The sequence below is a fragment of the Cohnella sp. SGD-V74 genome, from assembly GCF_003001675.1.
Taxonomy (GTDB): Bacteria; Bacillota; Bacilli; order Paenibacillales; family Paenibacillaceae; genus Cohnella.
In genome coordinates this window covers 108,235-130,927 of the sequence record NZ_PVYW01000022.1, presented here as the reverse complement: position 1 = coordinate 130,927, position 22,693 = coordinate 108,235, and the positions used below count along the sequence as shown (strand labels likewise).

General features: G+C 57.6%; 23 protein-coding genes. 19 read left to right on the top strand and 4 right to left on the bottom strand.

The window, feature by feature from the left end:
• The first annotated feature begins 3 nt into the window (after positions 1 to 3).
• The 19 genes from B0G52_RS28120 (at position 4) to B0G52_RS28030 (ending at position 17,353) form a co-directional block, all read left to right on the top strand.
• Positions 4 to 843 carry a Rossmann-like domain-containing protein gene (locus B0G52_RS28120; RefSeq protein ID WP_094049603.1) on the top strand — a complete coding sequence of 280 codons (840 nt, stop codon included), beginning with the start codon at positions 4 to 6 and terminating at the stop codon, positions 841 to 843.
• A gap of 42 nt (positions 844 to 885) precedes the next feature.
• Entirely contained in the window at positions 886 to 2,493 is a 1,608-nt protein-coding gene (locus B0G52_RS28115; protein WP_094049544.1) for an ABC transporter substrate-binding protein, read from the top strand.
• Between the two features lie 9 nt (positions 2,494 to 2,502).
• On the top strand, positions 2,503 to 3,474 hold the full coding sequence (locus B0G52_RS28110; protein ID WP_094049542.1) for an ABC transporter permease: 972 nt from the start codon (positions 2,503 to 2,505) through the stop codon (positions 3,472 to 3,474).
• Positions 3,458 to 4,294 carry an ABC transporter permease gene (locus tag B0G52_RS28105; protein WP_198960743.1) on the top strand — a complete coding sequence of 279 codons (837 nt, stop codon included), beginning with the start codon at positions 3,458 to 3,460 and terminating at the stop codon, positions 4,292 to 4,294. The genes B0G52_RS28110 and B0G52_RS28105 overlap by 17 nt, the downstream gene beginning before the upstream one ends.
• A gap of 10 nt (positions 4,295 to 4,304) precedes the next feature.
• Positions 4,305 to 5,912: a nickel ABC transporter ATP-binding protein NikE gene (gene nikE / locus B0G52_RS28100; RefSeq protein WP_094049538.1), complete on the top strand. Its 1,608-nt coding sequence runs from the start codon at positions 4,305 to 4,307 to the stop codon at positions 5,910 to 5,912.
• Between the two features lie 12 nt (positions 5,913 to 5,924).
• Positions 5,925 to 7,058 carry a PLP-dependent cysteine synthase family protein gene (locus tag B0G52_RS28095; RefSeq protein ID WP_094049536.1) on the top strand — a complete coding sequence of 378 codons (1,134 nt, stop codon included), beginning with the start codon at positions 5,925 to 5,927 and terminating at the stop codon, positions 7,056 to 7,058.
• A 28-nt stretch (positions 7,059 to 7,086) separates the two neighbouring features.
• Positions 7,087 to 8,286 carry a staphylopine family metallophore export MFS transporter CntE gene (gene cntE / locus B0G52_RS28090; RefSeq protein ID WP_094049534.1) on the top strand — a complete coding sequence of 400 codons (1,200 nt, stop codon included), beginning with the start codon at positions 7,087 to 7,089 and terminating at the stop codon, positions 8,284 to 8,286.
• A gap of 14 nt (positions 8,287 to 8,300) precedes the next feature.
• On the top strand, positions 8,301 to 8,819 hold the full coding sequence (locus B0G52_RS28085) for a GNAT family N-acetyltransferase (RefSeq protein ID WP_158223907.1): 519 nt from the start codon (positions 8,301 to 8,303) through the stop codon (positions 8,817 to 8,819).
• A 403-nt stretch (positions 8,820 to 9,222) separates the two neighbouring features.
• Positions 9,223 to 9,648: a Fur family transcriptional regulator gene (locus tag B0G52_RS28080; protein WP_094049530.1), complete on the top strand. Its 426-nt coding sequence runs from the start codon at positions 9,223 to 9,225 to the stop codon at positions 9,646 to 9,648.
• Between the two features lie 173 nt (positions 9,649 to 9,821).
• The gene (rpmG, locus tag B0G52_RS28075) at positions 9,822 to 9,971 is read left to right on the top strand and encodes a 50S ribosomal protein L33 (RefSeq protein WP_094049528.1); all 150 of its coding nucleotides are present in this window, start codon (positions 9,822 to 9,824) and stop codon (positions 9,969 to 9,971) included.
• 148 nt (positions 9,972 to 10,119) lie between these two features.
• The gene (locus B0G52_RS28070) at positions 10,120 to 10,827 is read left to right on the top strand and encodes a metal ABC transporter ATP-binding protein (RefSeq protein WP_094049601.1); all 708 of its coding nucleotides are present in this window, start codon (positions 10,120 to 10,122) and stop codon (positions 10,825 to 10,827) included.
• Positions 10,773 to 11,591, top strand: a complete 819-nt coding sequence (locus tag B0G52_RS28065; protein ID WP_094049599.1) for a metal ABC transporter permease — start codon at positions 10,773 to 10,775, stop codon at positions 11,589 to 11,591. The genes B0G52_RS28070 and B0G52_RS28065 overlap by 55 nt, the downstream gene beginning before the upstream one ends.
• A 28-nt stretch (positions 11,592 to 11,619) precedes the next feature.
• Positions 11,620 to 12,711, top strand: coding sequence for a metal ABC transporter substrate-binding protein (locus B0G52_RS28060; RefSeq protein WP_094049526.1), 1,092 nt, complete (start codon positions 11,620 to 11,622; stop codon positions 12,709 to 12,711).
• Between the two features lie 92 nt (positions 12,712 to 12,803).
• Positions 12,804 to 13,151 carry a DUF3024 domain-containing protein gene (locus B0G52_RS28055; protein WP_094049524.1) on the top strand — a complete coding sequence of 116 codons (348 nt, stop codon included), beginning with the start codon at positions 12,804 to 12,806 and terminating at the stop codon, positions 13,149 to 13,151.
• A 14-nt stretch (positions 13,152 to 13,165) separates the two neighbouring features.
• A complete protein-coding gene (locus B0G52_RS28050) occupies positions 13,166 to 14,005 on the top strand; it encodes an AAA family ATPase (RefSeq protein WP_094049522.1) in 840 nt (279 codons plus the stop codon).
• Between the two features lie 26 nt (positions 14,006 to 14,031).
• Positions 14,032 to 14,283 (top strand): AbrB/MazE/SpoVT family DNA-binding domain-containing protein, encoded by a 252-nt coding sequence (locus tag B0G52_RS28045; RefSeq protein WP_094049520.1) that lies wholly within the window; start codon positions 14,032 to 14,034, stop codon positions 14,281 to 14,283.
• A 111-nt stretch (positions 14,284 to 14,394) separates the two neighbouring features.
• Positions 14,395 to 15,606, top strand: a complete 1,212-nt coding sequence (locus B0G52_RS28040; protein WP_094049518.1) for a GTP-binding protein — start codon at positions 14,395 to 14,397, stop codon at positions 15,604 to 15,606.
• 74 nt (positions 15,607 to 15,680) lie between these two features.
• Positions 15,681 to 16,157, top strand: a complete 477-nt coding sequence (locus B0G52_RS28035; RefSeq protein WP_233163137.1) for a hypothetical protein — start codon at positions 15,681 to 15,683, stop codon at positions 16,155 to 16,157.
• Between the two features lie 2 nt (positions 16,158 to 16,159).
• Positions 16,160 to 17,353, top strand: a complete 1,194-nt coding sequence (locus B0G52_RS28030) for a GTP-binding protein (protein ID WP_094049516.1) — start codon at positions 16,160 to 16,162, stop codon at positions 17,351 to 17,353.
• 28 nt (positions 17,354 to 17,381) lie between these two features.
• On the opposite strand, the gene B0G52_RS28025 is transcribed toward B0G52_RS28030, so the two are convergent.
• The 4 genes from B0G52_RS28025 to B0G52_RS28010 all read right to left on the bottom strand — a co-directional run bounded on the left by B0G52_RS28025 (position 17,382) and on the right by B0G52_RS28010 (position 22,657).
• Positions 17,382 to 19,037, bottom strand: a complete 1,656-nt coding sequence (locus B0G52_RS28025; protein ID WP_094049514.1) for a response regulator — start codon at positions 19,035 to 19,037, stop codon at positions 17,382 to 17,384.
• A 13-nt stretch (positions 19,038 to 19,050) separates the two neighbouring features.
• Positions 19,051 to 19,932, bottom strand: a complete 882-nt coding sequence (locus B0G52_RS28020; RefSeq protein ID WP_094049512.1) for a carbohydrate ABC transporter permease — start codon at positions 19,930 to 19,932, stop codon at positions 19,051 to 19,053.
• Between the two features lie 18 nt (positions 19,933 to 19,950).
• A complete protein-coding gene (locus B0G52_RS28015; protein ID WP_094049510.1) occupies positions 19,951 to 20,850 on the bottom strand; it encodes an ABC transporter permease in 900 nt (299 codons plus the stop codon).
• A 100-nt stretch (positions 20,851 to 20,950) separates the two neighbouring features.
• Positions 20,951 to 22,657 (bottom strand): extracellular solute-binding protein, encoded by a 1,707-nt coding sequence (locus B0G52_RS28010; protein ID WP_094049508.1) that lies wholly within the window; start codon positions 22,655 to 22,657, stop codon positions 20,951 to 20,953.
• Positions 22,658 to 22,693 lie beyond the last annotated feature (36 nt).

The following is a 22,693-nucleotide window of genomic DNA, read 5'->3' as shown; positions in this document are numbered from 1 at the left end:
CCGATGAGTGCGCCTTCGCTGCGCGGGATCGCCGATTTGAAGGAAGCCATTCTGCGGGGAGAGCTGGGGCCGAGGCCCGATTCCTTGCCGATCACCGGAGCCTCTTCGATCTATCAGACGACGCAGTTTCCGTCCTCCGCGGTCAAGTATCATAACTATTATTTGCTGCTGCGGGTAGAGTCTTATTTCGGCGCTTGCTCGCATACGGCCGAGCAATTAACGGCCGGCGCGGCGGCGCAATGGTCCGGGCGCAGTCTTGACGAGGCGCTGCGGGACGAGAGCTTGCCGGTGCAGATCGCGGCGATGGACGCCTATCTCGGCTGCGTCTATCCGCATCGGGAGCATTGCGGCCAGATAGCGACGATTCCGTCCGGCACGCCGCTGCAGAAAGCCGAGCTTCGGGACGCGCTTATCGCGGATACGGCGGACATTCGGTCCGGGCAGCGGGTGGCGCTGATCGGCGTAGTCAATCCGCTCGTCGAAGCTATCGTGCGGCGAGGGGGAACTTGCCTGCCCTGCGATCTGCAGCTTGAGCGGACGCAAGGGGGAGTGCCGGTCGAGAAGGATATGGAGAAGGTGCTGCACCGGGCGGACAGCGTCATCTGCACGGCGATGACGCTGAGCAACGGCACGTTCGACCGGATTGTGGAGAGAGCGCGCGAGAAGGACATTCCGCTGACGGTCTACGCGCAGACGGGAAGCGCGGTCGCGGCCCGATTCGTCGGGCAGGGCGTGACGGCGCTGGTCGCGGAGCCGTTTCCTTTTACGCAGTTCAGCGCGGCCGATACGCCGCTCTACTGTTATGTTGCCGGCAGCGGGCGGACAGGAACGGATGTCATATAAGACGGATACGAAAATCGATATCGATATGGAGTGGAGACAAGAATGAGGAAGCTATGGTCTGTTGTCCTATTAGGATTGAGTTTGGCGGTTGCCGGCTGCAGCGGCGGCAATTCGAATACCGGTAACGGCTCGCCCGCGAGCTCGTCTCCGGCCGGAAGCGCGACGCAGAGCGAAGCCTCGCCCAGTCCGCAGGCAAGCGGCGCAGAGCCGCAGGAGCTGGTCGTCATCGGCCAGGAAATCAACGCCAGTCTGGATCCGGTCAAGCCGCTGACCTCGAGCTATCTGAGAAACATCGGAGCGGGGGAAGCGCTGTTCAAGGTAAATGCGGGCGGCGAAGTCGAGCCGTCCCTCGCGGAGAGCGCAACAGAGGTCGATCCGACGACCTGGGAGATCAAGCTGAGACCGGAGGTCCGCTTCTGGAGCGGCAAGGCGGTTAACGCGGACGCAGTCATCGCTTCGCTGGAGCGTTCCAAATCGCTGGACCTGCAGGCCCAGCCGTTCCTGAACGATCTAACGATTACCAAGCTCGACGATTATACGCTGCAGGTGAGAACCAATCGCGAGCATCTGCCCGTACCGCTGAATCTGTCTTATTATCAGACGATTATTCATAACGACGAGGCTTCCCACGAGGATGTCGCGACGATGGATCTTACCGGGATGTACAAAGTGACGGAGTTCGCTCCGAAGCAGAAAATGGTTTTGGCGATCAATGAAGATTATTGGGGACGGAAGCCAACGATTCCAACCGTCGTGTTCGAGGAAATCAGCGACGAGCAGACGAGGGTGCTGTCCGCCCTGAGCGGACGCAGCCATGTGACGCTTAACGTGCCCGTCTCCAGTCTGACCCAGTTCAAGGATAATAAAGAAGTGTATCTGTCCGCGGCTCCGGCCGCCTCGACGCAGACGATCTATCTGAACTTGAGCCAGCCGCAGCTTCAGGACGTCCGCGTCCGGCAGGCGCTCTCCTGGGGCGCGGATCGCGACGAACTGGTCATTCTGGCCGCCGAAGGGCAGAGCACGCCCGTGACGACCTGGCTAGGCAGCAATCCGGCCTACGCCGCGGCGAAAAACGCGGTATACAGCCAGTTCGATGCGGATAAAGCGGCCGGGCTTCTGGACGAGGCGGGCTGGCTCAAGGAGTCCGACGGCATTCGCTACAAGGACGGAAAACCGTTAACGGTGCGCTTGATGACCTGGGGCGGCGACAAGGCGCTGGGAGAAGCGCTGCAAAGCCAATGGACCCGAATCGGCGTGAAGGCGGAAGTGCAGCACGGCGACTACAGCCTGATCGAGACGGCTCGCGAGTCCGGAGACTGGGACGCTTCCATAGAAGCCTGGAGTACCTTCGGCGAAGAATACGCCGTGCTGTCGGGACAGTATTCGTCCGATGGAGGAGCCAACTACGGCGGCTACAAAGACGAGGAAACGAGCCGGCTTCTGGAGGAGCTGAAGAAGGCCGGAGACCCGCAATCGAGACATGACCTGGCACTGCAGATCAACGAGCGGGTCGCCCAGCAGGCGCCGGTCATCAGCCTGTTCCCGCGTCCGCAGGTGACGGCGGTGAGCGGTTCGCTGCAAGGCTTCGAGGAGCACTTCAGACAGTTCGAGAACGTCGTGAACGCGAACTTGACGCTGACAGCCCAATAATCGACCGCCATGCATACCGTGCTATTGCGCAAACTGCTGGAGGCGCTGCTTACGCTGTTTTTTGCCACGCTGATCATTTTCGCCCTGATCCGTCTGGCTCCGGGCGACCCGGTGCGGCTGATGCTGGGGCATCCCGGCGAAATCGCAGCGCAGGGAACGAGTGCCTACGACGAGAAGGTGGCGGAGCTGCGCGCGGAATTGGGGCTGGATCGAAACATCGCCGTGCAGTATGTTACGTGGCTGGGCCGGCTGGCGCAAGGGGATCTGGGCACGTCGATCTTTACCGGCAAGCAGGTCGGCTCGGAGATCGCGGCCAGGCTGCCAGCTACCGTTACACTGTCGCTGTCGGCGCTGCTCGTCCAGATCGCGCTGGGACTGATCTTCGGAATGGTCGCGGCGCTCCGGTCGGGCAAGCTGGCCGACCAGCTCATTCGCGTCGCTTGCGTCGCGCTGGCGTCCACGCCGGCTTTTGTCGTCGGCCTGGTCGCGCTGGCCCTGTTCGCCGTGAAATACGGCGTCTACGAAATCAGCAGCGACTTCAGCGCGGCCAGGCTGTGGCTGCCGGCGCTCACCTTGGGCGTTCTCGGCGCTCCGCAGCTCGTTCGTATCATGAGAGCCAATCTGTTGACCGAATTCGGCAAAATCTATGTGTCGTCCGCCCAGTCGCGGGGACTGGACCGCAAGCGCGTCGTCCGGCATGCCGCCAGGAACGCGCTCATTCCTCTAGTCACGATGGTAGCGCTGAGCTTCGCCGGCTTGATCGGCGGAGCCGTCGTCATCGAAAGCATTTTCTCCTGGCCGGGCATCGGCAAGTATGCCCTGGACAGCATTCTGGTCAAAGATTATCCGGTCATCCAGGGCTACGCGCTCGTGGCGGTATTGATGGTCGTTCTGATTCATTTTCTTGTGGATGTCGTTTACAGCGCGCTTGACCCGCGAATCCATCACAAAGGGGAGGCAGGCCGTGAAGAGAAGGCTTAATTCCAAAAATCCGGCAAGCCTGATTATCGGCCTTGTCGTGCTGGCGATCCTCGCGATTGCCATCCTTGGCGCGCCTTTGCTGGCTCCTTACGACCCCGTGGCGCAAAACGCGGCCGAGCGTCTGGAGAAGCCGAGCGAGAAGCATTGGCTGGGCACGGATCGCTTCGGCCGGGATATTCTGTCCCGCACGCTGCACGGCGGGCAGACGACGCTGCTGTCGTCGCTGCTGGCGTTGTGCGCGGCTTTGGCGATCGGGCTGCTGGTCGGCATGGCGGCTGGGATGTTTCACGGCTCGGCGCTCGACCACATTCTGATGCGAATCATCGACGTGCTGCTGGCCTTTCCCTTCATGGTGTTCGCCATGGTCATCGCCGGACTGTTCGGCACGGGGCTGGTTCATTTGCTGCTGGCCGTCGTATCGGTATGGTGGGTGAGCTTCGCCCGTCTGACCCGCAGCGTCGTGCTGCACGCCAAGAACGAAACGTCTTATGCGGCGGCGAAAGTGTTGGGCGCCTCGAATCTGGCGATTATGCGCAAGGAGCTGCTTCCCAAAGCGATCAGCCCGGTGCTGATTCTGGCCACCTTCGAGCTGGGTACGCTCATTCTGTCCATCGCGGCGCTGTCCTTCCTCGGACTGGGCGCGCAGCCGCCTGCACCCGAATGGGGCAGCATGCTGGCGGACGGCCGCGCCCATTTCTTCCAGGCGCCGCATATTCTGATCGGCCCGGCGGCTTTTATCGTCGCGACCGTACTGGCCTTTAACCTGATCGGGGAAGGGCTGCGCGACCGGCTGGACCCTTATGAAAAACTGGAGCTATAGGAGGCCCGACATGTCGTCCGATAATCGTGCCGAGGCATTGGAAGTGAAAGGCTTGCAGGTCGCCTACGAGCAGAACGGACGAAGAACGACCGTTCTGAATTCGCTGGATTTCAAGCTGGGAAAAGGCGAGATTCTCGTTCTGCTGGGGGAGAGCGGGTCGGGGAAATCGACGATCGCCAAAGCCGTTACCGGCATGCTGCCCCCGTCGGCCCGCATAGGAGGAGGTTCCTTGCGGGTCGGCGCCGAGCGGATTCCCGACTTGGGCAAGCCCGGGATTCCCTGGGAGCGAATTCGCGGGAGAGGCATCGCGATGCTTTTCCAGGACGCCCAATCGGCGCTTAATCCCGTTATGAAAATCAAGGATCATTTCAAGGAAAGCCTGCTCTATCACGGCTTGGCCTCCGCGGAGGGAGCGGCAGCGATCAGCGTCGCCATGCTGGAGAGGCTGAATTTCAAAGACGTCCGGCACATTCTGGAGTGCTATCCGTTCCAATTGAGCGGGGGGATGTGCCAACGGATTTGCCTGGCTTTGGCGCTGTGTCTCGAGCCTGCCGTGCTCGTCGCGGACGAACCGACGTCTGCGCTCGATACCGTAAGCCAGAAAGAAGTGCTGGATCTGCTGCGGAAGCTGCAGCGGGAGATGGGCTTGACCGTGCTGCTGATCACCCACGACATTGCGGTCGCCAATGCCGTCGGCAATCGGGTCATCGTTCTGAACAAGGGGGTTATTGAAGAGGAAGGGGAGACGAGGACCGTGTTGACCAGGCCGGGGTCCGCCTACACGCGCGAGCTGCTCGCGGCGCGAAACCGGATTGCCAGGCCGGCGCGCGGTTTGCCGCCTGCAGCCGGAAAACCCGTGCTGGAAATTGTCCGGCTAAGCAAAACGTTCGGCGGAAAAAAACGCGTGCTGCGGCAGGTAGACTTGACGTTGAACGAGCGGGAAATTCTCGGCATTCTGGGACAGAGCGGCTGCGGCAAGTCCACGCTGGCCAAGTGCGTCGCCGGTCTGGAGCGGCCTAGCGAAGGGCGTATTTTGCTTCGGGGAGCGGACATCGGGCATTTGAAGGGGAAGGCCAGGCGCGAGACAAGCAAGCGGATCCAGCTCGTCTTCCAGGATGCCCGGGCGAGCCTGAATCCGGGGCGCACCGCGCTCCAGCTCGTGCAGGAGCCGCTGCAATATTTGCGGATCGGCGGCAAGGAGGAGCGGGAGGCGCTCGCCGCGTATTACCTGCACGAAGTGGGCATTGCCGACGAAGCGCTGACGAGGCGGCCTCCGCAGCTCAGCACGGGCCAATGCCAGCGCATCGCGATTGCCCGGGCGCTGGTGCTGAGGCCGGACATTCTCATCTGCGACGAAGCGGTGTCCGCGCTGGACATGAGCGTCCAGGCGCAGATTTTGGAGCTGCTGCAGCGTCTGCAGAGGCAATTCGGCTTTTCCATTCTGATGATTTCGCATGACATTCGGGTGCTGCGCGCGTTCTGTCACCATATCGCGGTGATGAGCAACGGGAGCTTCGGAGAGCGGAAGCAGGAGAGCGGACGGCTTCACGAAAGCCGTCAGCCGCACACCCAATTGCTGCTCAAATGCGCCGGCGATATGGAGGACGGTCTTGTCTAAAGGAAGGGAAGGATGATCGTGATCGCCAATATTTTGGAAACCGTCGGCAACACTCCACTTCTCACATCTCCTAACAGCAATCGAGCGGACGAGGGTCAGCTTTTATTCAAATACGAGCGTTACAATCCGGGCGGCAGCATCAAGGATCGAGCCGCGCTGTTCATCGTCGAAGAAGCCGAGCGCAGAGGCTGGTTGAAGCCCGGAGGCACGATTATCGAGTCGTCCAGCGGCAATTTCGGCATTTCGCTGGCGATGATCGGGGCCGCCAAAGGCTACCGGGTGGTCATCCTGGTCGATCCCAAGACGACAAGCGCCAATCTCGCGCTGCTGAAGGGCTTCGGCGCGGAAGTGATCGTCGTGACGGAGCAGGACGATTCCGGCAGCTATCACAAGACGAGAATCTCGCTGGCCAATCGGCTGGCCAGGGAAATCGAGAATAGCTACCGGCCGGACCAATGCTTTAACCTGCTGAACAGCGAGGCGCATTTTCGCACGACGGCCCGCGAGATTGTGGAGGCTTGCTCCGGCCGGCTGGCCGCTTTCGTGACCGCGGTGAGCACGGGCGGACAGCTGGGCGGAATTTCGCGGTATTTGAAAACCTATGTGCCCGAGGCGCAGGTCGTCGGCGTCGATGCCGTCGGCTCCACGATCTTCGGAGGGGACGCGGAGGCTTACCGCATTCCCGGAATCGGGCTCAGCTGGACGCCGGACAATCTGAATGTCGAAGACGTGGACAGCGTCTACAAGGTGGCCGACGAGCAGGCTTTTCTCTCGGCGAGAGCGTTCGCCCGCAACGAAGGTATCCTGATGGGACCTTCGAGCGGGGCCTGCGCTCTGGTCGCGCTTAAGATCGCCCAGGAGCTGAAGCCCGGGCAGCGCGTCGTGTGCATGGTCTCGGACGGAGGAGACCGTTACGTTCAAACGCTGTTTAACGACGAATGGATGGACAGTCAAGGATTCGCCGCGTACGCGGACGTCGCCGAGATCCGGGAAGCGGCGCGGCAGCTGCGACCGTGGAGCGGCAAGCCTGCCGGCAATTACAGGCCGGAGCTGACCGCGAAGCTTGACGTTCCGGAATCGACGCTTCTCCTGAACGCGGAGCTGCGAAACTCCAGGCTCGGCCTCGGGACGGCCGTCCCCGAATAAACTACAACGGAAGGCGGAGATTGTCGCAATGCCGCTCAGCAACGCCCTATCGAGGCCCTTTTTGCGTTTATACATGCTCGCGTTGCTGTTTTTCAGCGCCAATTCGATTCTTAACGTCATCCTTCCGCTGCGCGGAGAAGCGCTCGGCGCGAGCAACGGGCAGATCGGGCTGATTATGGGCACTTATATGTTTACCTGCATGTTTTTCCGCCCTTGGGCGGGGCGCCTGATTCACAAGTTCGGTCCGGAGATCATCTTGCGTATCTTGCTCGTCGTGAACGGTGCCGCACTGCTTCTGTACACGGTGTCCGGGCTGGAAGGCTACATGGCGGCCCGCGTCATGCAGGGGATATGCACCGCATTTTTCTCGATGGCGCTTCAGATCGGGATTATCGATGCCTTGCCGGAGCAAGAGCGCTCGCGGGGAATATCGCTTTATTCGCTGTTTACGTACATGCCGACGATTGCCGGACCCATTCTCGCGATCGGCTTGTGGAACTGGGGCGGCATGAGCGCCTTTACGCTCGTCATGATCGCCATTGCCGCGGGGACCGGCTGGTTCGGCTTTTATGCCAGGCTGCAGCATGTTTCGCCCGCGGAATCTTCGGACGGCAATCCATCATCCGGCGAATCGAAGCGAAGGGGCAGACTCGGGCCGCTGTGGATCTGCTGCCTGCTGATGCTGTTCGTTTCCGTCGTATTCGGCTCCGTCTCTACGTTCATACCGCTGTATGCCGGGGAGATTCCGTACGGAAATGCCGGGGTGTTTCTCATGCTCCAGGCTTCCGTGATCGTCGTCGTCCGTTTCGCGTCCAGCAAGAGGCTTCCGTCCGACGGCAGGTGGCATCCGGGGTTTGTGGGGACGGTGTGCCTCTGTTGCGCCGCGGGGGCGGCATTGCTGTCTCTGTCTCCGGCGTTGGGGCCGGCGGGGCTCTACGGCGCGGCCGTGCTGATCGGCCTGGCTCAGGCGACGTTGTATCCGACGTTGATCTCGTATTTGACGTTCGTTCTGCCGAGAGCCTCCAGGAATGTCTTGATCGGATGGTTTATCGCGATGGCCGATCTTGGCGTATCGCTGGGCGGCGCGGGGATGGGACACGTTGCCGACCTGTATTCTTATGGCGCGATGTACAAGGCTAGCGCCGTATTGGCCGTCGTTTGCGCAGGCATAGCCTGGGGGGCAAACCGGAAGTCTAGAGGCGCAGACCGAGTCGCTGCAAGCGCATGAAAAAGGAGAAGTTGATGGTGAAGTCATCTGCGGAATATCGAATTGCGGTTGCTGGTCCGGAGAGGAGGCGTGACATAACGGAGTTTGTTCTGGCGCTGATGCGGGACTTGTATCCGAAAGGCGCTTACGAGGAGAACCCGCGGGATTTGTTTTTCTTCGAAGAAGTCTACGCGGGTCCGGAGAACGCCGTCTTCCTGATCGCGGAGGATGCGGACGGAGCTCTGCTCGGCACGGCGGCCGTTCGACCGTACGACAGGCGGTTCCCGGAGGTGGAGCCGACGATCGGCGGCGGTCCGGTCTGCGAAATCGTCAAATTCTACATCCGTCCCGATCGGCGCAGAAGCGGCCTGGGGAGCCGGCTGTATGCCGAGGCCGAGAGGTTTGCCAGAGAGGCCGGCTATACGGAAAGCTGCCTGCACACGTCTTTGCATTTGCCGGGAGGTTACCCGTTCTGGCAGTCCCGGGGATACCAGGAACGGTATTGGGAGTCGGATCAGATCGCGCATATGAGCAAAAAACTCGACGAGGGCTGAACTCCAGTGGGTGTCTCCTAAGTTAGACCATTTGAAGGATCGAAATAGAAATAGGGGTATGTATCTCCTGAAGAGCGAAGCGTCTGCCTCATACGGTCATGAAATTACCCTGTCACGGGTTAATCGATTCCAAATTTCATGACCTTGCTTCGGGGTCCCCGGAAAGTAATCGGAATAAGCTGCGAAGCTTCTCGTCACTTTCTGGGGTGCATTGTAGCGTAAGGAGATACATACCCCGGTATATGTTCATCGATCAATCAAATGGTTGCCCTCCTTAGGAGACAACCCGCCCCTCACGTCGAGCCATATGACAAATGTCCTCGTTCTTGGTAAAATACGAAGGATAGACAATGTCCGCTGCGAAATCTGCAAATTTCGGGCGAAGGGAACGGTTGGGGCGGAAATGGCGAACGACAAAGTAAAAAACATGCTGGAGACGATGTCCAGAAACGGCTGGAGAGTGACCGAGCAGAGAAAGACGCTGGCCGGCATTTTCGCGAATTACGACGGGTATCTGTCCCCCAAAGACGTCTACGACCAGATGGTCGTCCCTTATCCGAGCGTAAGCTTCGATACCGTCTATCGGAATCTCCGCATGCTTAGCGAGATGGGGGTTCTGGAGCATTTTTATTTTATGGAGGGCGGATTGAAGTTCAGGGAGAACTGCATTTCCCACCACCATCATCATTTGATCTGCGTCAACTGCGAGAAGACGCTCCCCTTCGAATATTGCCCCATGGAGCAAAACGTGAACCTGCCCGGCAACTACAAAGTTTTGCGGCACCGTTTTGAAGTATACGGACTGTGCGAGGAGTGCCAGCTTCAATAAAGGAACCCGCCAACGGCTCCGGCATGCGGTCCCCAGCCGCTTGCGATCGGGGCCTGTTTCTTCAAATTCTTTTACGGCTTTGCCGACTAGACGTTGACAGACCGGTCTTTAGGCGCTATGCTTTCTATATGCGTAATAATTACAATTAAATACGAACGAAGGAGGTGAGCGTAATGAGAGTGATCGTCACGCTGGCTTGCACGGAAACGGGAGATCGCAACTACACGACCTCGAAAAACAAAAGAACGCACCCCAACCGTCTGGAGCTCCGCAAATATAGTCCTCGTCTCAAGAAATATACGCTTCACCGGGAAACTCGCTAATTTCCCGCAAGCATGGCCGGGCACGGCTTGGTCATCCTTGGAACGCTTTTTTTATGACTGAAAATCGTAATAATTACGCAATTTGAAAAAAGTCCGGAGCGGAACGATCGAAGCGGTGACGGACGGAAGGAAGGGGGAACGCGCGCTTATGCGAATGGTATCGCTGCGAGACGTAAATTTCGGTTACGGGGACGTTCCATGTCTGGAGCAGGCGAACGTCGATATTTTTTTCGGGGAATTCGTGACGATCTCGGGTCAGAACGGGGCCGCCAAAACAACGATGCTTAAGCTGATGCTGGGGCTGCTGAAGCCTTGGAGCGGCACGGTGGAATTGGCCCGGCGCAATGCCGGAGGCGGCAAGCTGGCGATCGGTTACGTTCCGCAGCAGATCGCCGCTTTTAACGGCGCGTTCCCGAGCACGGTTACGGAATTCGTCCGTTCCGGCAGACATGCCAGAGGCTCCTGGCTGCGCAGGCTCGATCAAGAGGACCGCCGGATGACGGAGGATGCGATCCGGCAGGTGGGAATGTGGGAGTTTCGCCATCGCAAGATCGGCGAATTGTCCGGCGGACAGAAGCAGAAGGTGTGTATCGCCAGGGCGCTTGCCCAGGAGCCGGACCTGCTTGTGCTGGACGAGCCGACGACCGGTATGGACCAGGAAAGCCGGCTCGGATTTTATCGCCTGCTTCAGGCCCAGGTCAAGGATTACGGCCGGACTGTGGTGATGGTCACGCACAACCTGACGGAGATGGCGGAGTATCTCGACCGCTGCATTACCTTGGAACGCAAAGAAGATGGAGGCTGGAAATGCTGCACTACGACTTCATGCAGCGGGCATTTTGCGCCGGTGGGATAATCGCGCTCATCGCTTCGGCTTTGGGAGTTTATCTGATGCTTCGCAGGCAGGCGTTAATGGCGGATATGCTGTCGCACGTATCGCTCGCCGGCGTAGCTGCAGGAATATATCTTCATATCGACCCGACCTTGACGGGGTTTATTGCCGCCGTAGCGGGGGCCGTCGCGGTGGAATACGTGCGAAGAGCCTACAAAACCTACAGCGAGATGTCCGTCGCCATTATTATGGTCGGCGGGCTGTCAACCGCGGTGATCTTGATGAGCCTTGCCCGCGCGACCAACAAAAGCTTCACCTCTTACTTATTCGGTTCTGTCGTAGCCGTGAACCGGACCGAACTGCTTCTTATGGGCGCGGTAGCCTTGGTTGGAGGCGCGTTTTTTTATTTCATGCGCAGACCGCTGTACCAGATGACGTTCGACGAGGAGACGGCGAAGACGAACGGGCTCCCGGTCAAGTGGATCTCGCTCGGCTTCAGCGTCATTACCGGAATGATCGTCGCGGCCAGCATTCCGATCGTCGGGGTGCTTCTCGTCTCTTCCCTTATTGTGCTTCCCGCAGCGCTGGCGATTCGGATCGCTCCGAGCTTCGCCGCGGCATTGGTTATCTCCATGGGCATCGGATTGGCGGGCGTATTTTCCGGCCTGGCGGCCTCTTATCAGTTGAGCACGCCTCCTGGGGGAACGATCGCTTTCGTACTGTTGGTGCTCCTCATTGCGGGAATCGGAATAAGGAAAGCGACCTATAAAATCAGGAAACTTCTATGAATATCGGATTTCGGGAGGAAAAATAACGGTGAAAAAAGGATTTAAGACATCGATCGTATTGATAGCGGGATTGGCTTTGGCGCTGGCGGGCTGCAGCAAGAACGATCAGCCGACCGGCACGGCGTCGGGCAGCGCGGAGCCTTCGGGCAGCGCGAGCGCCGCGGAAGCCGCCAAGCTGAAAGTCGTCACGACTTTTTATCCGATGTACGAGTTCAGCAAGCAGGTGGGAGGGGAATACGCCGACGTCGTCGCGCTCGTTCCTCCGGGAACGGAGCCGCACGATTGGGAGCCTTCGCCGCAGGACATGGTCAAAGTGAAGGAAGCCGATATTTTCGTGTACAACGGACTCGTAGAGGAATGGGTCGAAGACGCGCTGGCAAGCGCGGCGAGCGACAAGCGGATCGTCGTGAAGGCGAGCGAGGGCATCGAGCTGATGGAAGGCCTGCCGCACGAGCATGAGCACGGACATGAAGAAGAACACGCGGATGAGCATGCTGACGAAGAAGAACACGCAGATGAACATGCAGATGAACATGCGGACGAAGACGAGCATGCCGACGAGCATGGAGACGAACACGCGGATGAACACGAGCATGTGCTCGATCCGCACGTATGGCTCGATCCGGTGCTGGCCCAACAGCAGGTTGCTGCGATCGCCGACGCCTTCGCGAAGGCCGATCCGGACCGCAAGGACGATTACAAGAAAAACGCCGACGCGTATATCGCCAAGCTGCAGGAACTGGACGAGGCGTTCAAGACGGAGCTGGGCGGCGCCAAACGCAAGGAGTTCGTGACGCAGCACGCGGCATTCGGCTATCTCGCCAAGCGCTACGGACTTACGCAGCTTCCGATTTCGGGGCTGTCTCCCGATCAGGAGCCGTCCCCGAACGAAATGGCGGAAATCGTGGAATTCGCCAAGGAGCACCAAGTCAAGACGATCTTCTTCGAGACGCTGGTCGATCCGAAGGTGGCACAGACGGTGGCGGACGAACTGGGCGCCCGGACGGATGTGCTTAATCCGCTCGAAGGACTGACGGAAGAGGAAGTCGGCAACAACCAGGACTATATCGCTATTATGAGAAGCAATCTGGAAGCTTTGAAGAAGGCGTTGAACGAGTAGAACGCAGTCGCCGAATGCCGAATCGGTCGTCTTAATAGGACGCCGTTTCGGCGTTGCGGATTTGTATTCGCACAGGACGAGGTGAAAGAGGGATGGACCCGTTTACGATCCGAAGACTCGGGAAGCTTTTGGATGGATATATCGATTTGAAGGTCCCTCGGGAGGTTCGTGCGTCCGTTCGCTTAAAATACGCATGGGACGGCGATCGGCTCACCTTGTCGGAGGAGCGACCGGATTACGGCAGCCGGCAATGGACCCGTACGGCAATCGCGCAATTTCGTCTCGAACGGGGCATATGGAGCGTCTATGCGCTGGATGACGACGGCGAGTGGAGTTTGGTTCCTTCGATAACGCCGTGTCCCGACTTCGAGCGTCAGCTGGAGCGAGTAGAGCTGGACCGGGAGGGGGTTTTCTGGACTTCCCCGGCATTGATTAATTAAGGAGCTTCTCAAGAATGAGCAAAAACAAAGCAAATCTGCGCCTCCCCCGGTCCAAGGGCATCGACATGGGCACCTACTACGAGGTTAAAGAATGCGCAAGGAAGGTCAAACGTATTGTTCTGCCGCCGGTTAACCGGCAAATCGTCGAGGAGTTTATTACGATTCTCGGCATGAAGGACAAATTCGAGCAATACGATGTGCCGATTCCCAACAAAGTCGTCATGTTCGGCCCGCCGGGCACCGGCAAGACGCTGACCGCCTTCTATCTGGCAGCCCGGCTCGAGCTGCCGCTCATCTTGGTTCGGCTCGACGCGATCATTCACAGCCATCTGGGAGAGACGGGAAGCAACATTCGCAAAATATTCGATTACGCCAAAGGCTCGCCCTGCGTACTGTTTCTGGATGAGTTCGACGCGGTGGCCAGGACCCGGGAGAACAACGACGAAGTCAAGGAAATGGCCAGAGCGGTGAACACGCTGCTGCAGTGTCTGGACGAATTCGAAGGGGACAGCGTTTTCGTAGCCGCGACGAATTTGGAGGAGGAGCTGGATCATGCCGTCTGGCGCCGTTTCGATACGAAAATGACGTACGGCATGCCGGAGGAAGCCAGCCGCAACGAGTTCATTTCGCTGTTGATCGGAGCTTTCGAGAGTCGGGGAACCGTTCATCGAGCGGCTTCGGAGCTGCTCGCCGGGTGCAGCTTTGCGGATATGGAGCAGATTATCCTTAAAGCGAAGCGCAAAGCGATCATCGAGGACAGTCCGCTGCTTCAGGCGCATATTGAGACCGCTTTTACCGAATACAAGCCCCGAGCGACCGGCAGCAGAGAGTACGCGAACGCCGGAGCGCCGTAAGAGAATCGCCAGAGGAGGAGCAGCGCATGATGAAAGCGACAGGCATCGTCCGCAAAGTCGACGAATTGGGGAGAATCGTCCTCCCGATCGAATTGCGCCGTACGATGGGCATCGGGGAGAAGGATCCGATTGAAATCTTCGTGGACGGAGAGCGGATCATGCTTCGCAAGTATGAACCTACGTGCATTTTCACGGGAAGCTCGGAAAATCTGGTTTATTTTCGAGGGAAAATGGTGAGCCGGGACTGCATCGAAGAGATGAAGCGGCAGTTTTCTTGACTGATAATCGTAAAAATTACGCATAAATCAGAGCGGTGCGGGTTATCGAAACTTTCGCGATGGCCAACGAAATCCGTTATCTAGATTGGCCTAAGAAGGAGCGGAAAAAAGATGAGCGTATTGACGAAGGAAGAGGAGCAAAAAATTCCGGTTACGGTGCTGAGCGGCTATCTGGGCGCAGGCAAGACGACGATTTTGAACCATGTGCTCAATAACAGGGAAGGCCTGAAGGTCGCGGTCATCGTCAACGATCTGAGCGAGGTCAATATCGATGCCGATCTCGTTCGGGACGGGGGAGGGCTGAGCCGCACGGACGAAAAGCTGGTGGAAATGTCGAACGGCTGTATCTGCTGCACGCTGCGCGACGACCTGCTTCAGGAAGTAGAGCGGCTGGCGAAGGAGAAACGGTTCGATTACATTCTGATCGAATCGACCGGAGTCGGAGAGCCGCTGCCGGTCGCTCAAACCTTCACTTACGTCGACGAAGAGCAGGGCATCGATTTATCCAAGCTTACCCGTCTCGACTGCATGGTAACGGTAGTGGACGCGTATCACTTCTGGCAGGATTTCAACACTCGGGATACGCTCAGAGACCGGAATCAGGAAGCCGGAGAGGGCGATGCGAGAGGCGTCGTGCACCTGCTGACCGATCAGGTCGAATTTTGCGACGTGCTCGTCATCAATAAATGCGATATGGTCGGCGAAGCCGAGCTCGATCAATTGGAGACGGCGCTGAGAGGACTTCAGCCGCGAGCGAGAATCATCCGTACGAGCCACGGCAAAGTCGATCCTAAGGACATTCTCAATACGCATCTGTTCGATTTCGAAGAGGCCAGCCGCTCCGCCGGATGGATTCAGGAGCTGCAGAAGGACCACCATACGCCGGAAACCGAGGAATACGGGATCTCGTCGTTCGTGTACTCGCGTAAAATCCCGTTTCATCCTGAACGTTTGCTGACCTGGCTCGGCGACTGGCCTAAAGAGGTCGTACGGTCGAAGGGGATCATGTGGGTAGCTACCCGCAACAGCATGGCGATCTCGTTCAGCCAAGCCGGGGCATCCCGTCAGATGTCTCCTGCCGGATTATGGGTGGCCGCGCTGAGCGACGACGAGAAGCGCCTTTATTTCGGCAGCGAGCATGATTTTCCCAAATCTCCCGACTGGGACGACGAGTGGGGAGATCGTGTGACCAAGCTGGTGTTGATCGGCGTCGGACTGGACAGGGAGAACATTACGCGCAGTCTGGATGAGGCGCTGTTGACGGAATCCGAGATGAAGGGCAACTGGCGGCTGTTCAACGACCCGCTGCCGACATTTCAATAAAACGGAACAGGGACATGCGCCGCAGGCTGCCTTATCACCTGCGGCGCTCGTTTGCCCGGAGAGGGGGAGGCCTCGTGGCCTATGTCGCCGGCATCGACAACGATGCGGAAAAGGTGATCAGCGTTCATTCGGCGGAAAGCTGGAAGCGAAGGGAAGCGGAGTTGGAGAGCTGGCTGGAGCGAACCAAGCTCCGAAGAAGAGCCAAGCAAACGGCGCATTTGGGAAACATCGAAGTGGATGCCGAGCTTCTCGGCGCGTTAGCGCTGCTGAAGAGGATGAACGTCCAAACCGAGTTTTCCTGCGCCGGGGTCAGCGTTCTCGACGAGCCGGAGGATCATTCGCTGTATGCGTATATGACGCTGTTCGCATCGGAGCAGGCGGATCGATTCGTGCGCCTTGCGATGCGGGAAATGCGGCACCGCCTGCTGGTCACGTTCGAGGCCTCGCGCGGCCGATACGATTTGTCCTCCTTCTACATCGGTCATAACCGTTCGTTTTGCTTGCTGCTGCAGCGGGCCGCCGAACGGTTCTATCAAAGAAAAGGGTGGTAAAAATGACTCCAAACAAAATTCCGGTAACCGTATTGAGCGGGTATCTGGGCTCGGGCAAAACGACCGTGCTCAATCACGTGCTGAACCATCGGCACGGGCTGAAAATCGCCGTCATCGTCAACGATCTGAGCGAAGTCAACATCGACGCTTCGCTGATTAAAGAGGGGGGCGGATTGTCGCGAATCGACGAGAAGCTTGTGGAGATGTCCAACGGCTGCATCTGCTGCACGCTGCGCGAGGATTTGCTGGTCGAGGTGGAGAAGCTGGCCAAGGAAAATCGCTTCGATTATATTCTGATCGAATCGACGGGCGTAGGCGAGCCTGTGCCTGTAGCCCAGACGTTCGCCTACAGCGATGAAGCACAAGGGATCGATCTGTCGCAGCTGTGCCGACTCGATTGCATGGTTACCGTCGTCGACGCGTATCGTTTCTGGCATGACTTCTCTTCCGGGGAATCGCTGCTGGAACGCAATCAGGCCGTAGGGGAGGACGATACGCGGGACGTCGTCGATCTGCTTATCGATCAGATCGAATTTTGCGACGTGCTGCTGCTGAATAAATGCGACAAGCTTGCCGATGAAGAGCTGGACGAGCTGGAGGGCGTGCTTCGCAAGCTGCAGCCAAGGGCGAAGCTGGTTCGAACCGTCAACGGGAGCGTCGATCCTCGGGAAATCTTGAATACCGGCCTGTTCGATTACGAAGAGGCCAGCCGATCCGCGGGCTGGATCAAGGAAATGGAGAAGCCCGTCCACACGCCGGAAACCGAAGAATACGGCATCTCCTCTTTCGTGTACGAGCGGCAGAAGCCGTTTCATCCCGAACGGTTGGCGAGCTGGATGAAGGAATGGCCGCCCGAAGTCGTTCGCGCCAAAGGCATGATCTGGCTGGCCTCCCGCAACGACATCGGCCAAAGCCTCAGCCAGGCCGGCCCTTCCATCCAATTCGGGCCTTCGGGGTACTGGATCGCAGCGCTGCCGCAAGAGGAACGCGAAGCCCTTCTGAACGAGGAGCCGGAAGCGGCCGAGAACTGGGACGACCGGTACGGAGACCGCATCAATAAAGTGGTGTTTATCGGCATCGACCTGGAACGGGAACGGCTGATTGCGGAATTGGACGCTTGCCTGCTGACGGATGGGGAAATGCTTCAAGATTGGAGCCGGTTTCCCGACGGTTTGCCGGGAGTCGAGATAGTGTAGCCCTCACTTCATCCCGTTCGGGATTCATCTACTGATTGAATTCCCGATATTGCTGAGGGGTCATATGGGTCGCTCTCTTGAACATGCGAATGAAGTAGGCGGCCGATTCGAGACCGATCGCTTTCGTAATTTCCTGAACCTGCATATCGGTCTCCCGCAGCAGCCGCGTCGCTTCGTTCATGCGGACCTGCATAATGTATTCGGTCAGGTTCATGCCGGAATATTGCTTAAATATGCGCGACAAGTAACTGGCGTTGAAGAAGGCGATTTCTCCGAGACGGGTCAAGGAGAGATCATCCGAAATATGACTGTCGATGTAATCTTTCAGCTTGGCGACCAATTCGTCGTTATGCCGCTGCAGCCTTGTCCGATGATGCTCGAAGATCGCGTCGGCAAGCTTGGTCAAATAGTCGAGCCGGTCTTCCCAGGTATCGTGCGCGTCGTATTTGTAGAGTCGCGACAAGTCCATTCGTTCGCTTACGATTTGAAACAGATTGCCGCTGCTCAGATCGCTCATCAGAATGACGACCAATTGATAATAGGCGGCGATTCTGCCCGTCTCCGGTCCATTCACGAGGGCGGGATCGAGCATGTATTCGTGAAGCGTTCGTTCGAAGAGCTGCTGCTTCCCGCCTTCGAGCAGGGCGGCGAGCGCAGCCGATTTCAGGGACGAATCGCGGACGGAAAGTCCCTTCAAGATCTGCATATTCTGCTCGGGCTCCGCGCTTTCCCTCAGCAGCAAATCGTCTCCCATGCCGAAGCTGCGACGGAACGTTAGATTTAACGCTTCCATCTGCTCGGGAAGCTTCTCCCATGCCGTCTCTTTAGCCCCCATGACGAAGGAGACGGACAGACGAAGCAGCTCGCGGCAAGTCGCCTGAATCGATTCCAGGTTCCCGAAGGCGAAGCTCTGCAATCTCCGCCAGGCGGCTTCGTTGTCCCCGTTGTCGCCGGTCGCAGACGGCTTGATCTGCAGAAGCCACACCATACGCTCCTGCTCGATGCCCAGCGAGATCAATTCCGCGCCCGTCTCCCAATATTCGATAGCGATATTGCGAATCGCATACGTCATCAGCGTTCGGTCCGACGAATTCATCTGTTCGGGCCAATTCAGAATGCGGCCTTGCACCGCCAGCACCTCTGCGTCCGCGCTTAGAGGAATCTGCAGCCGCGTCAACTGGTCCGCAAGCGCCGTTCGCGACGTGGCAGGCGACCGCAGAAGTTCCTGCATATATTCCTTCTGCAGCAACGGCAAGGCGCTGCGCATCTGCGCTTGCGCGGATTCCAAGTAGGATTCGCGAACGGTTTCCTCCTTGACAGCCTCCATCGTTCTTTGAATCGTGTCGAGAATCGCATCGTCCCCGTCGGTCTTCAGGATGTAATCGGAAGCGCCGTATCGCAGCGCTTCCTTGGCGTATTCAAATTCGTTATGCCCGGTGAGGAAGACGACTTTGCAGCGAGGCCATTGCTGCAAGATCCGCTTCTGCAGCTCCAGACCGTTCATGCCCGGCATGTGAATGTCGGAAAGCACGATGTCCACCTTCGTCCGCGCCATCCATTCGAGCGCCTCTCCGGAGGAGATCGCCCCGCGAATTTCCGTCTCAGGCAGTTCCGCTTCCTCCAGCAAACCTACCATGCCTTCCACGATATAAGGCTCGTCATCGACGATCAGAATCCGAATCAAGCAAGTTCCCTCCTTATTCCTTCACGCTGCCTAGTACAATGCCCTTGACGAAGTAACGCTGCAGGAACGGATAGACGCATAGGATCGGCAAAGCTCCAAGGAAAATCTGGGCGGCTTTGGCCGTTCGGTCTGATACGGCCGCCAACTCCTTCGCTTGATCAGAGGTCAGCGAAGACATGTTGATTTTAGTCAGGATGGTCTGCAAATAAGTGGATAACGGATAATGATCCGGCGAATTCATCAGGATCAGACCGTCGAACCAGGCGTTCCAATGGCCGACGACGGTGAACAAAGCGACCGTTGCCAGCGAGGCTTTCGAGAGCGGAATATAAATCCGCCACAGCGCTCCCCAATAGCCGGATCCGTCGATAAAGGCGGATTCCTCCAATTCTTTCGGCAATCCGCGGAAGAAGTTCAGCATCAGAATAACATTGAATACCGGTACGGCGCCAGGAAGCACCAACGCCCATAGCGTATCCATAATTCCGGTTGCCTTGATCGTCATATACCACGGGATCAAGCCTCCGCTGAGCAAAATCGTAAACACGAAATACCAGGCGTAAACGGTGCGATAGCGGAAAACGCGGGCTTCTTTGGACAGCGGGTAGGCCACGAGCACGGTAAGCAGCATGTTAAGGACCGTCCCAAGCGCTACGCGCTGCAGCGCAACGCCGAATGAACGGATAAAGGCGGGTTCCTCCAAAATGTATTGATAAGATTTCGTCGTGAAGTCCACGGGCCAGAAGGTGACGAGGCCTGCGGTCGCCGCGCTGCTGGAACTGAATGAGATCGCAAGCACATGGATAAGCGGAAACAGACAAGTCAGCGACAGCAGGATCAGAAACGTGTAATTGGCGAACTGGAACGTTTTTCTGCCGACAGTATTGGCATACATCCACGCCGCCTCCTTTCTCTAGAAGATGCGATAATTGGCGAATCGGTAGGCTGCCCAATAAGAGAAGGAGATCAGGACCAGCGATATCGCGGATTTGAATACACCGACGATCGTTGCGACGCCGTATTGCATGTCGACGAGACCTGTCCGATAGACGAGCGTATCGATAATATCGCCGCTCTCGTAAACGGCCGGACTGTACAGATTGAATACTTGGTCGAAGCCGGCATTCAGCACGTTGCCCAGGCTGAGCGTGGCCAGCAGCACGATGATCGGCAGCATGCCGGGGAGCGTAACGTACCAGGTTTGTTTCCATCGACCTGCGCCGTCCATATAGGCCGCTTCGTAGAGAGCGGGATTGATGGACGTCAGCGCGGCCAAATACACGATGGTATTGAAGCCGAATTCTTTCCAAATATCGCTGGCGACGAGCGTAAACGGAAACCAGTCGTTGTTGCCGAGAAAATAGATCGGCTTGATGCCGAACAGGCCGAGGATCTGATTGACGATACCATGCCCCGGCGACAGGATGTCGACGAGAATGCCGCCCAGAATGATCCAGGACAGAAAGTGGGGGAGATAAATCAAAGTTTGAAACGTTTTTTTGATGCGATGAGCCGCGATTTCATTCAGCAGTAACGCTATGACAATCGGAACGAGCAGTCCGAACAGGATTTTCAAGCTGGAAATATAGAACGTGTTCCAGACGACCTGGCCGATTCCCGGCATGTTCAACATATAGTGGAGATTATCGAGTCCGGTCCACTTGGAGCCGAATAAGCCTTTCGAAGGCATAAATTTCTGAAATCCGATGGCGATCCCCGCAAGCGGAAGATAGCTGTAGATGAATACCAGGATAACTCCGGGCAGCAGCATCAGATGCAGCGGCATATCGCGAAATCGTCTTAATCTGAGCATGTTGTTCCTCCTGCGCTGCAGATGCAAACGCAAGAAGGGACAAGCAGGGTCGTTCACTTATCCCTTCGGTGCGTTCTCTGCCGTTATTCGCTACTCGGTACTACTGGAGAGCCTTCCATTCATTGACTTCTTTGGCGATATCGTCTCCGCCGAGTTTCTTGTAGTCGCTCACGTATTTGTCGAAAGCATCGAGGTTGGCGGCGCCCATAATGATTTTGGTGAACGTCTCCAGTTGCATTTTGCCGAGAGCTGCCGATTTCTCGCCCATCGCTTCGGTCGGCGCTCCGTAAAATTCGTTATCGTAAACTTGGCCGTTATTGACATAGTTGTTGATGACTTCGAACGAGCCGCGTTTGCCGAATACCCGGTCCCATCCCCATCCGCCGAGATCTCCGTTTTCCAAGTAATCCTTGATCATATTGTACTTGTCCGTCTCTTCCACGTTCAGCTTGGAGAGGTCGCCCGTCTCGAACGCTTCGACGACTTTCTGATGGATCGTCAGGTTGCGCCGGCTCGGCTCCGCCTCGGGATAGATCGAATATTTGCGGAATTCGATGGAGCCTTTGTCGGCGAAATATTTGTCCGGATCGTACATGGATCCCCAGTGACGCTCCAGATCCAGATTAAGCAGCTTGATCGCCGCTTCCGGATGCTCGTAGCCCTTCCTGACGGCAAAGTATTTGGTTACAGGGAACGCGGCGGATACTTTAGGCGCTTCGTTGCCCATGGCAGGGACGGGATAGGCTTGCCACTCCATATCCGGATTTTGGTTTTTGCCGTCTTGCAGAGGCCACAGCGGCGTCCACATAGCGCCGAAATACATGCCCAGCTTGCCGCTCGTAGCGGCTTCGGCGATTTTCCCTCCGTCCTTGGAGGCGAATTCCGGATCGATCTGTCCGTCCTTGTACAGTTCGGCAAGCTTGCCGAGCGCGTCCTTGACTTCAGGCTGAATGGAGCCGTAGGTCAGCGCTCCGTCGTCGCCTTTCACCCAGATGCTCGGAAAAGCGCCGTACATATTGAAGAAGCCTTCAAGTCCGGGCATACCGCCCCATAATTCCTTGCTTACGCCGAATCCGTAGGTGTCTTGTTTGCCGTTGTCGTCCGGATCCTGCTTGGAGAACGCTTCCGCCAGCTTGAGGAAATCGTCGAACGTTTTCGGCTCCGGCAGATTCAGCTTTTGGCGCCAATCTTCGCGGACCCACAAAATCGGTGTGGAATCGATGTTCGAACCCGTTTGCGGAATGGCCAGCAGCTTGCCTCCGAACGTCGCCGATTTCAGAGCGTTGCCGCCATCCTGAGTCATGACGTCTTTGGCGTAAGGGGAACCGTACTTTTCGAGCAAAGGTCCCAGATCCTGCACCAGATCGGCTTCCACCAATTGTTTCAACTGCTGCGCGTTCACGTACATCAGATCAGGCAGGTCGTTCGACGCGATGACCACGTTCATCTTCTGCTCGTACTGCTCTCCGGTGCCTTTTACGACCCAGGCGTTCTTGACATCGATATTCAGTATCTCTTTGTATTCACGGATAATGAGATTGTCGTCAACCGTGTCGTCGTTCAGAAATTTGACTTCCTGGCCTTGATAGCGGCTGAACGTCAGCTTGACCGTTTCCGGGTACGGAGCGAACGGATCGGTCGGGATGCCCGGGTCTTCGCTTGCGCTCGCGGAAGACGATGAACTGCTTCCAGGAGCCGGCGAAGCAGGTTGGCTCTCCCCGTTGTTGCCGCTGCTGCACGCGGCCAGCAGCATGGAGAGAGTGACGGCAATCGCGAGCGGTTTCATTGGTTTAGGTATAGCTCTCATGTGTGTTCCCCCTTATCAAGTGTTGAGGATCGTCCC

Coding starts and splice junctions, on each gene's coding strand:
- B0G52_RS28120 (WP_094049603.1), top strand. CDS start 4: ATGAGTGCGCCTTCGCTGCGCGGGATCGCCGATTTGAAGGAAGCCATT.
- B0G52_RS28115 (WP_094049544.1), top strand. CDS start 886: ATGAGGAAGCTATGGTCTGTTGTCCTATTAGGATTGAGTTTGGCGGTT.
- B0G52_RS28110 (WP_094049542.1), top strand. CDS start 2,503: ATGCATACCGTGCTATTGCGCAAACTGCTGGAGGCGCTGCTTACGCTG.
- nikE (WP_094049538.1), top strand. CDS start 4,305: ATGTCGTCCGATAATCGTGCCGAGGCATTGGAAGTGAAAGGCTTGCAG.
- B0G52_RS28095 (WP_094049536.1), top strand. CDS start 5,925: ATGATCGTGATCGCCAATATTTTGGAAACCGTCGGCAACACTCCACTT.
- cntE (WP_094049534.1), top strand. CDS start 7,087: ATGCCGCTCAGCAACGCCCTATCGAGGCCCTTTTTGCGTTTATACATG.
- B0G52_RS28085 (WP_158223907.1), top strand. CDS start 8,301: ATGGTGAAGTCATCTGCGGAATATCGAATTGCGGTTGCTGGTCCGGAG.
- B0G52_RS28080 (WP_094049530.1), top strand. CDS start 9,223: ATGGCGAACGACAAAGTAAAAAACATGCTGGAGACGATGTCCAGAAAC.
- rpmG (WP_094049528.1), top strand. CDS start 9,822: ATGAGAGTGATCGTCACGCTGGCTTGCACGGAAACGGGAGATCGCAAC.
- B0G52_RS28070 (WP_094049601.1), top strand. CDS start 10,120: ATGCGAATGGTATCGCTGCGAGACGTAAATTTCGGTTACGGGGACGTT.
- B0G52_RS28055 (WP_094049524.1), top strand. CDS start 12,804: ATGGACCCGTTTACGATCCGAAGACTCGGGAAGCTTTTGGATGGATAT.
- B0G52_RS28050 (WP_094049522.1), top strand. CDS start 13,166: ATGAGCAAAAACAAAGCAAATCTGCGCCTCCCCCGGTCCAAGGGCATC.
- B0G52_RS28045 (WP_094049520.1), top strand. CDS start 14,032: ATGATGAAAGCGACAGGCATCGTCCGCAAAGTCGACGAATTGGGGAGA.
- B0G52_RS28040 (WP_094049518.1), top strand. CDS start 14,395: ATGAGCGTATTGACGAAGGAAGAGGAGCAAAAAATTCCGGTTACGGTG.
- B0G52_RS28030 (WP_094049516.1), top strand. CDS start 16,160: ATGACTCCAAACAAAATTCCGGTAACCGTATTGAGCGGGTATCTGGGC.
- B0G52_RS28020 (WP_094049512.1), bottom strand. CDS start 19,932: ATGTATGCCAATACTGTCGGCAGAAAAACGTTCCAGTTCGCCAATTAC.
- B0G52_RS28015 (WP_094049510.1), bottom strand. CDS start 20,850: ATGCTCAGATTAAGACGATTTCGCGATATGCCGCTGCATCTGATGCTG.
- B0G52_RS28010 (WP_094049508.1), bottom strand. CDS start 22,657: ATGAGAGCTATACCTAAACCAATGAAACCGCTCGCGATTGCCGTCACT.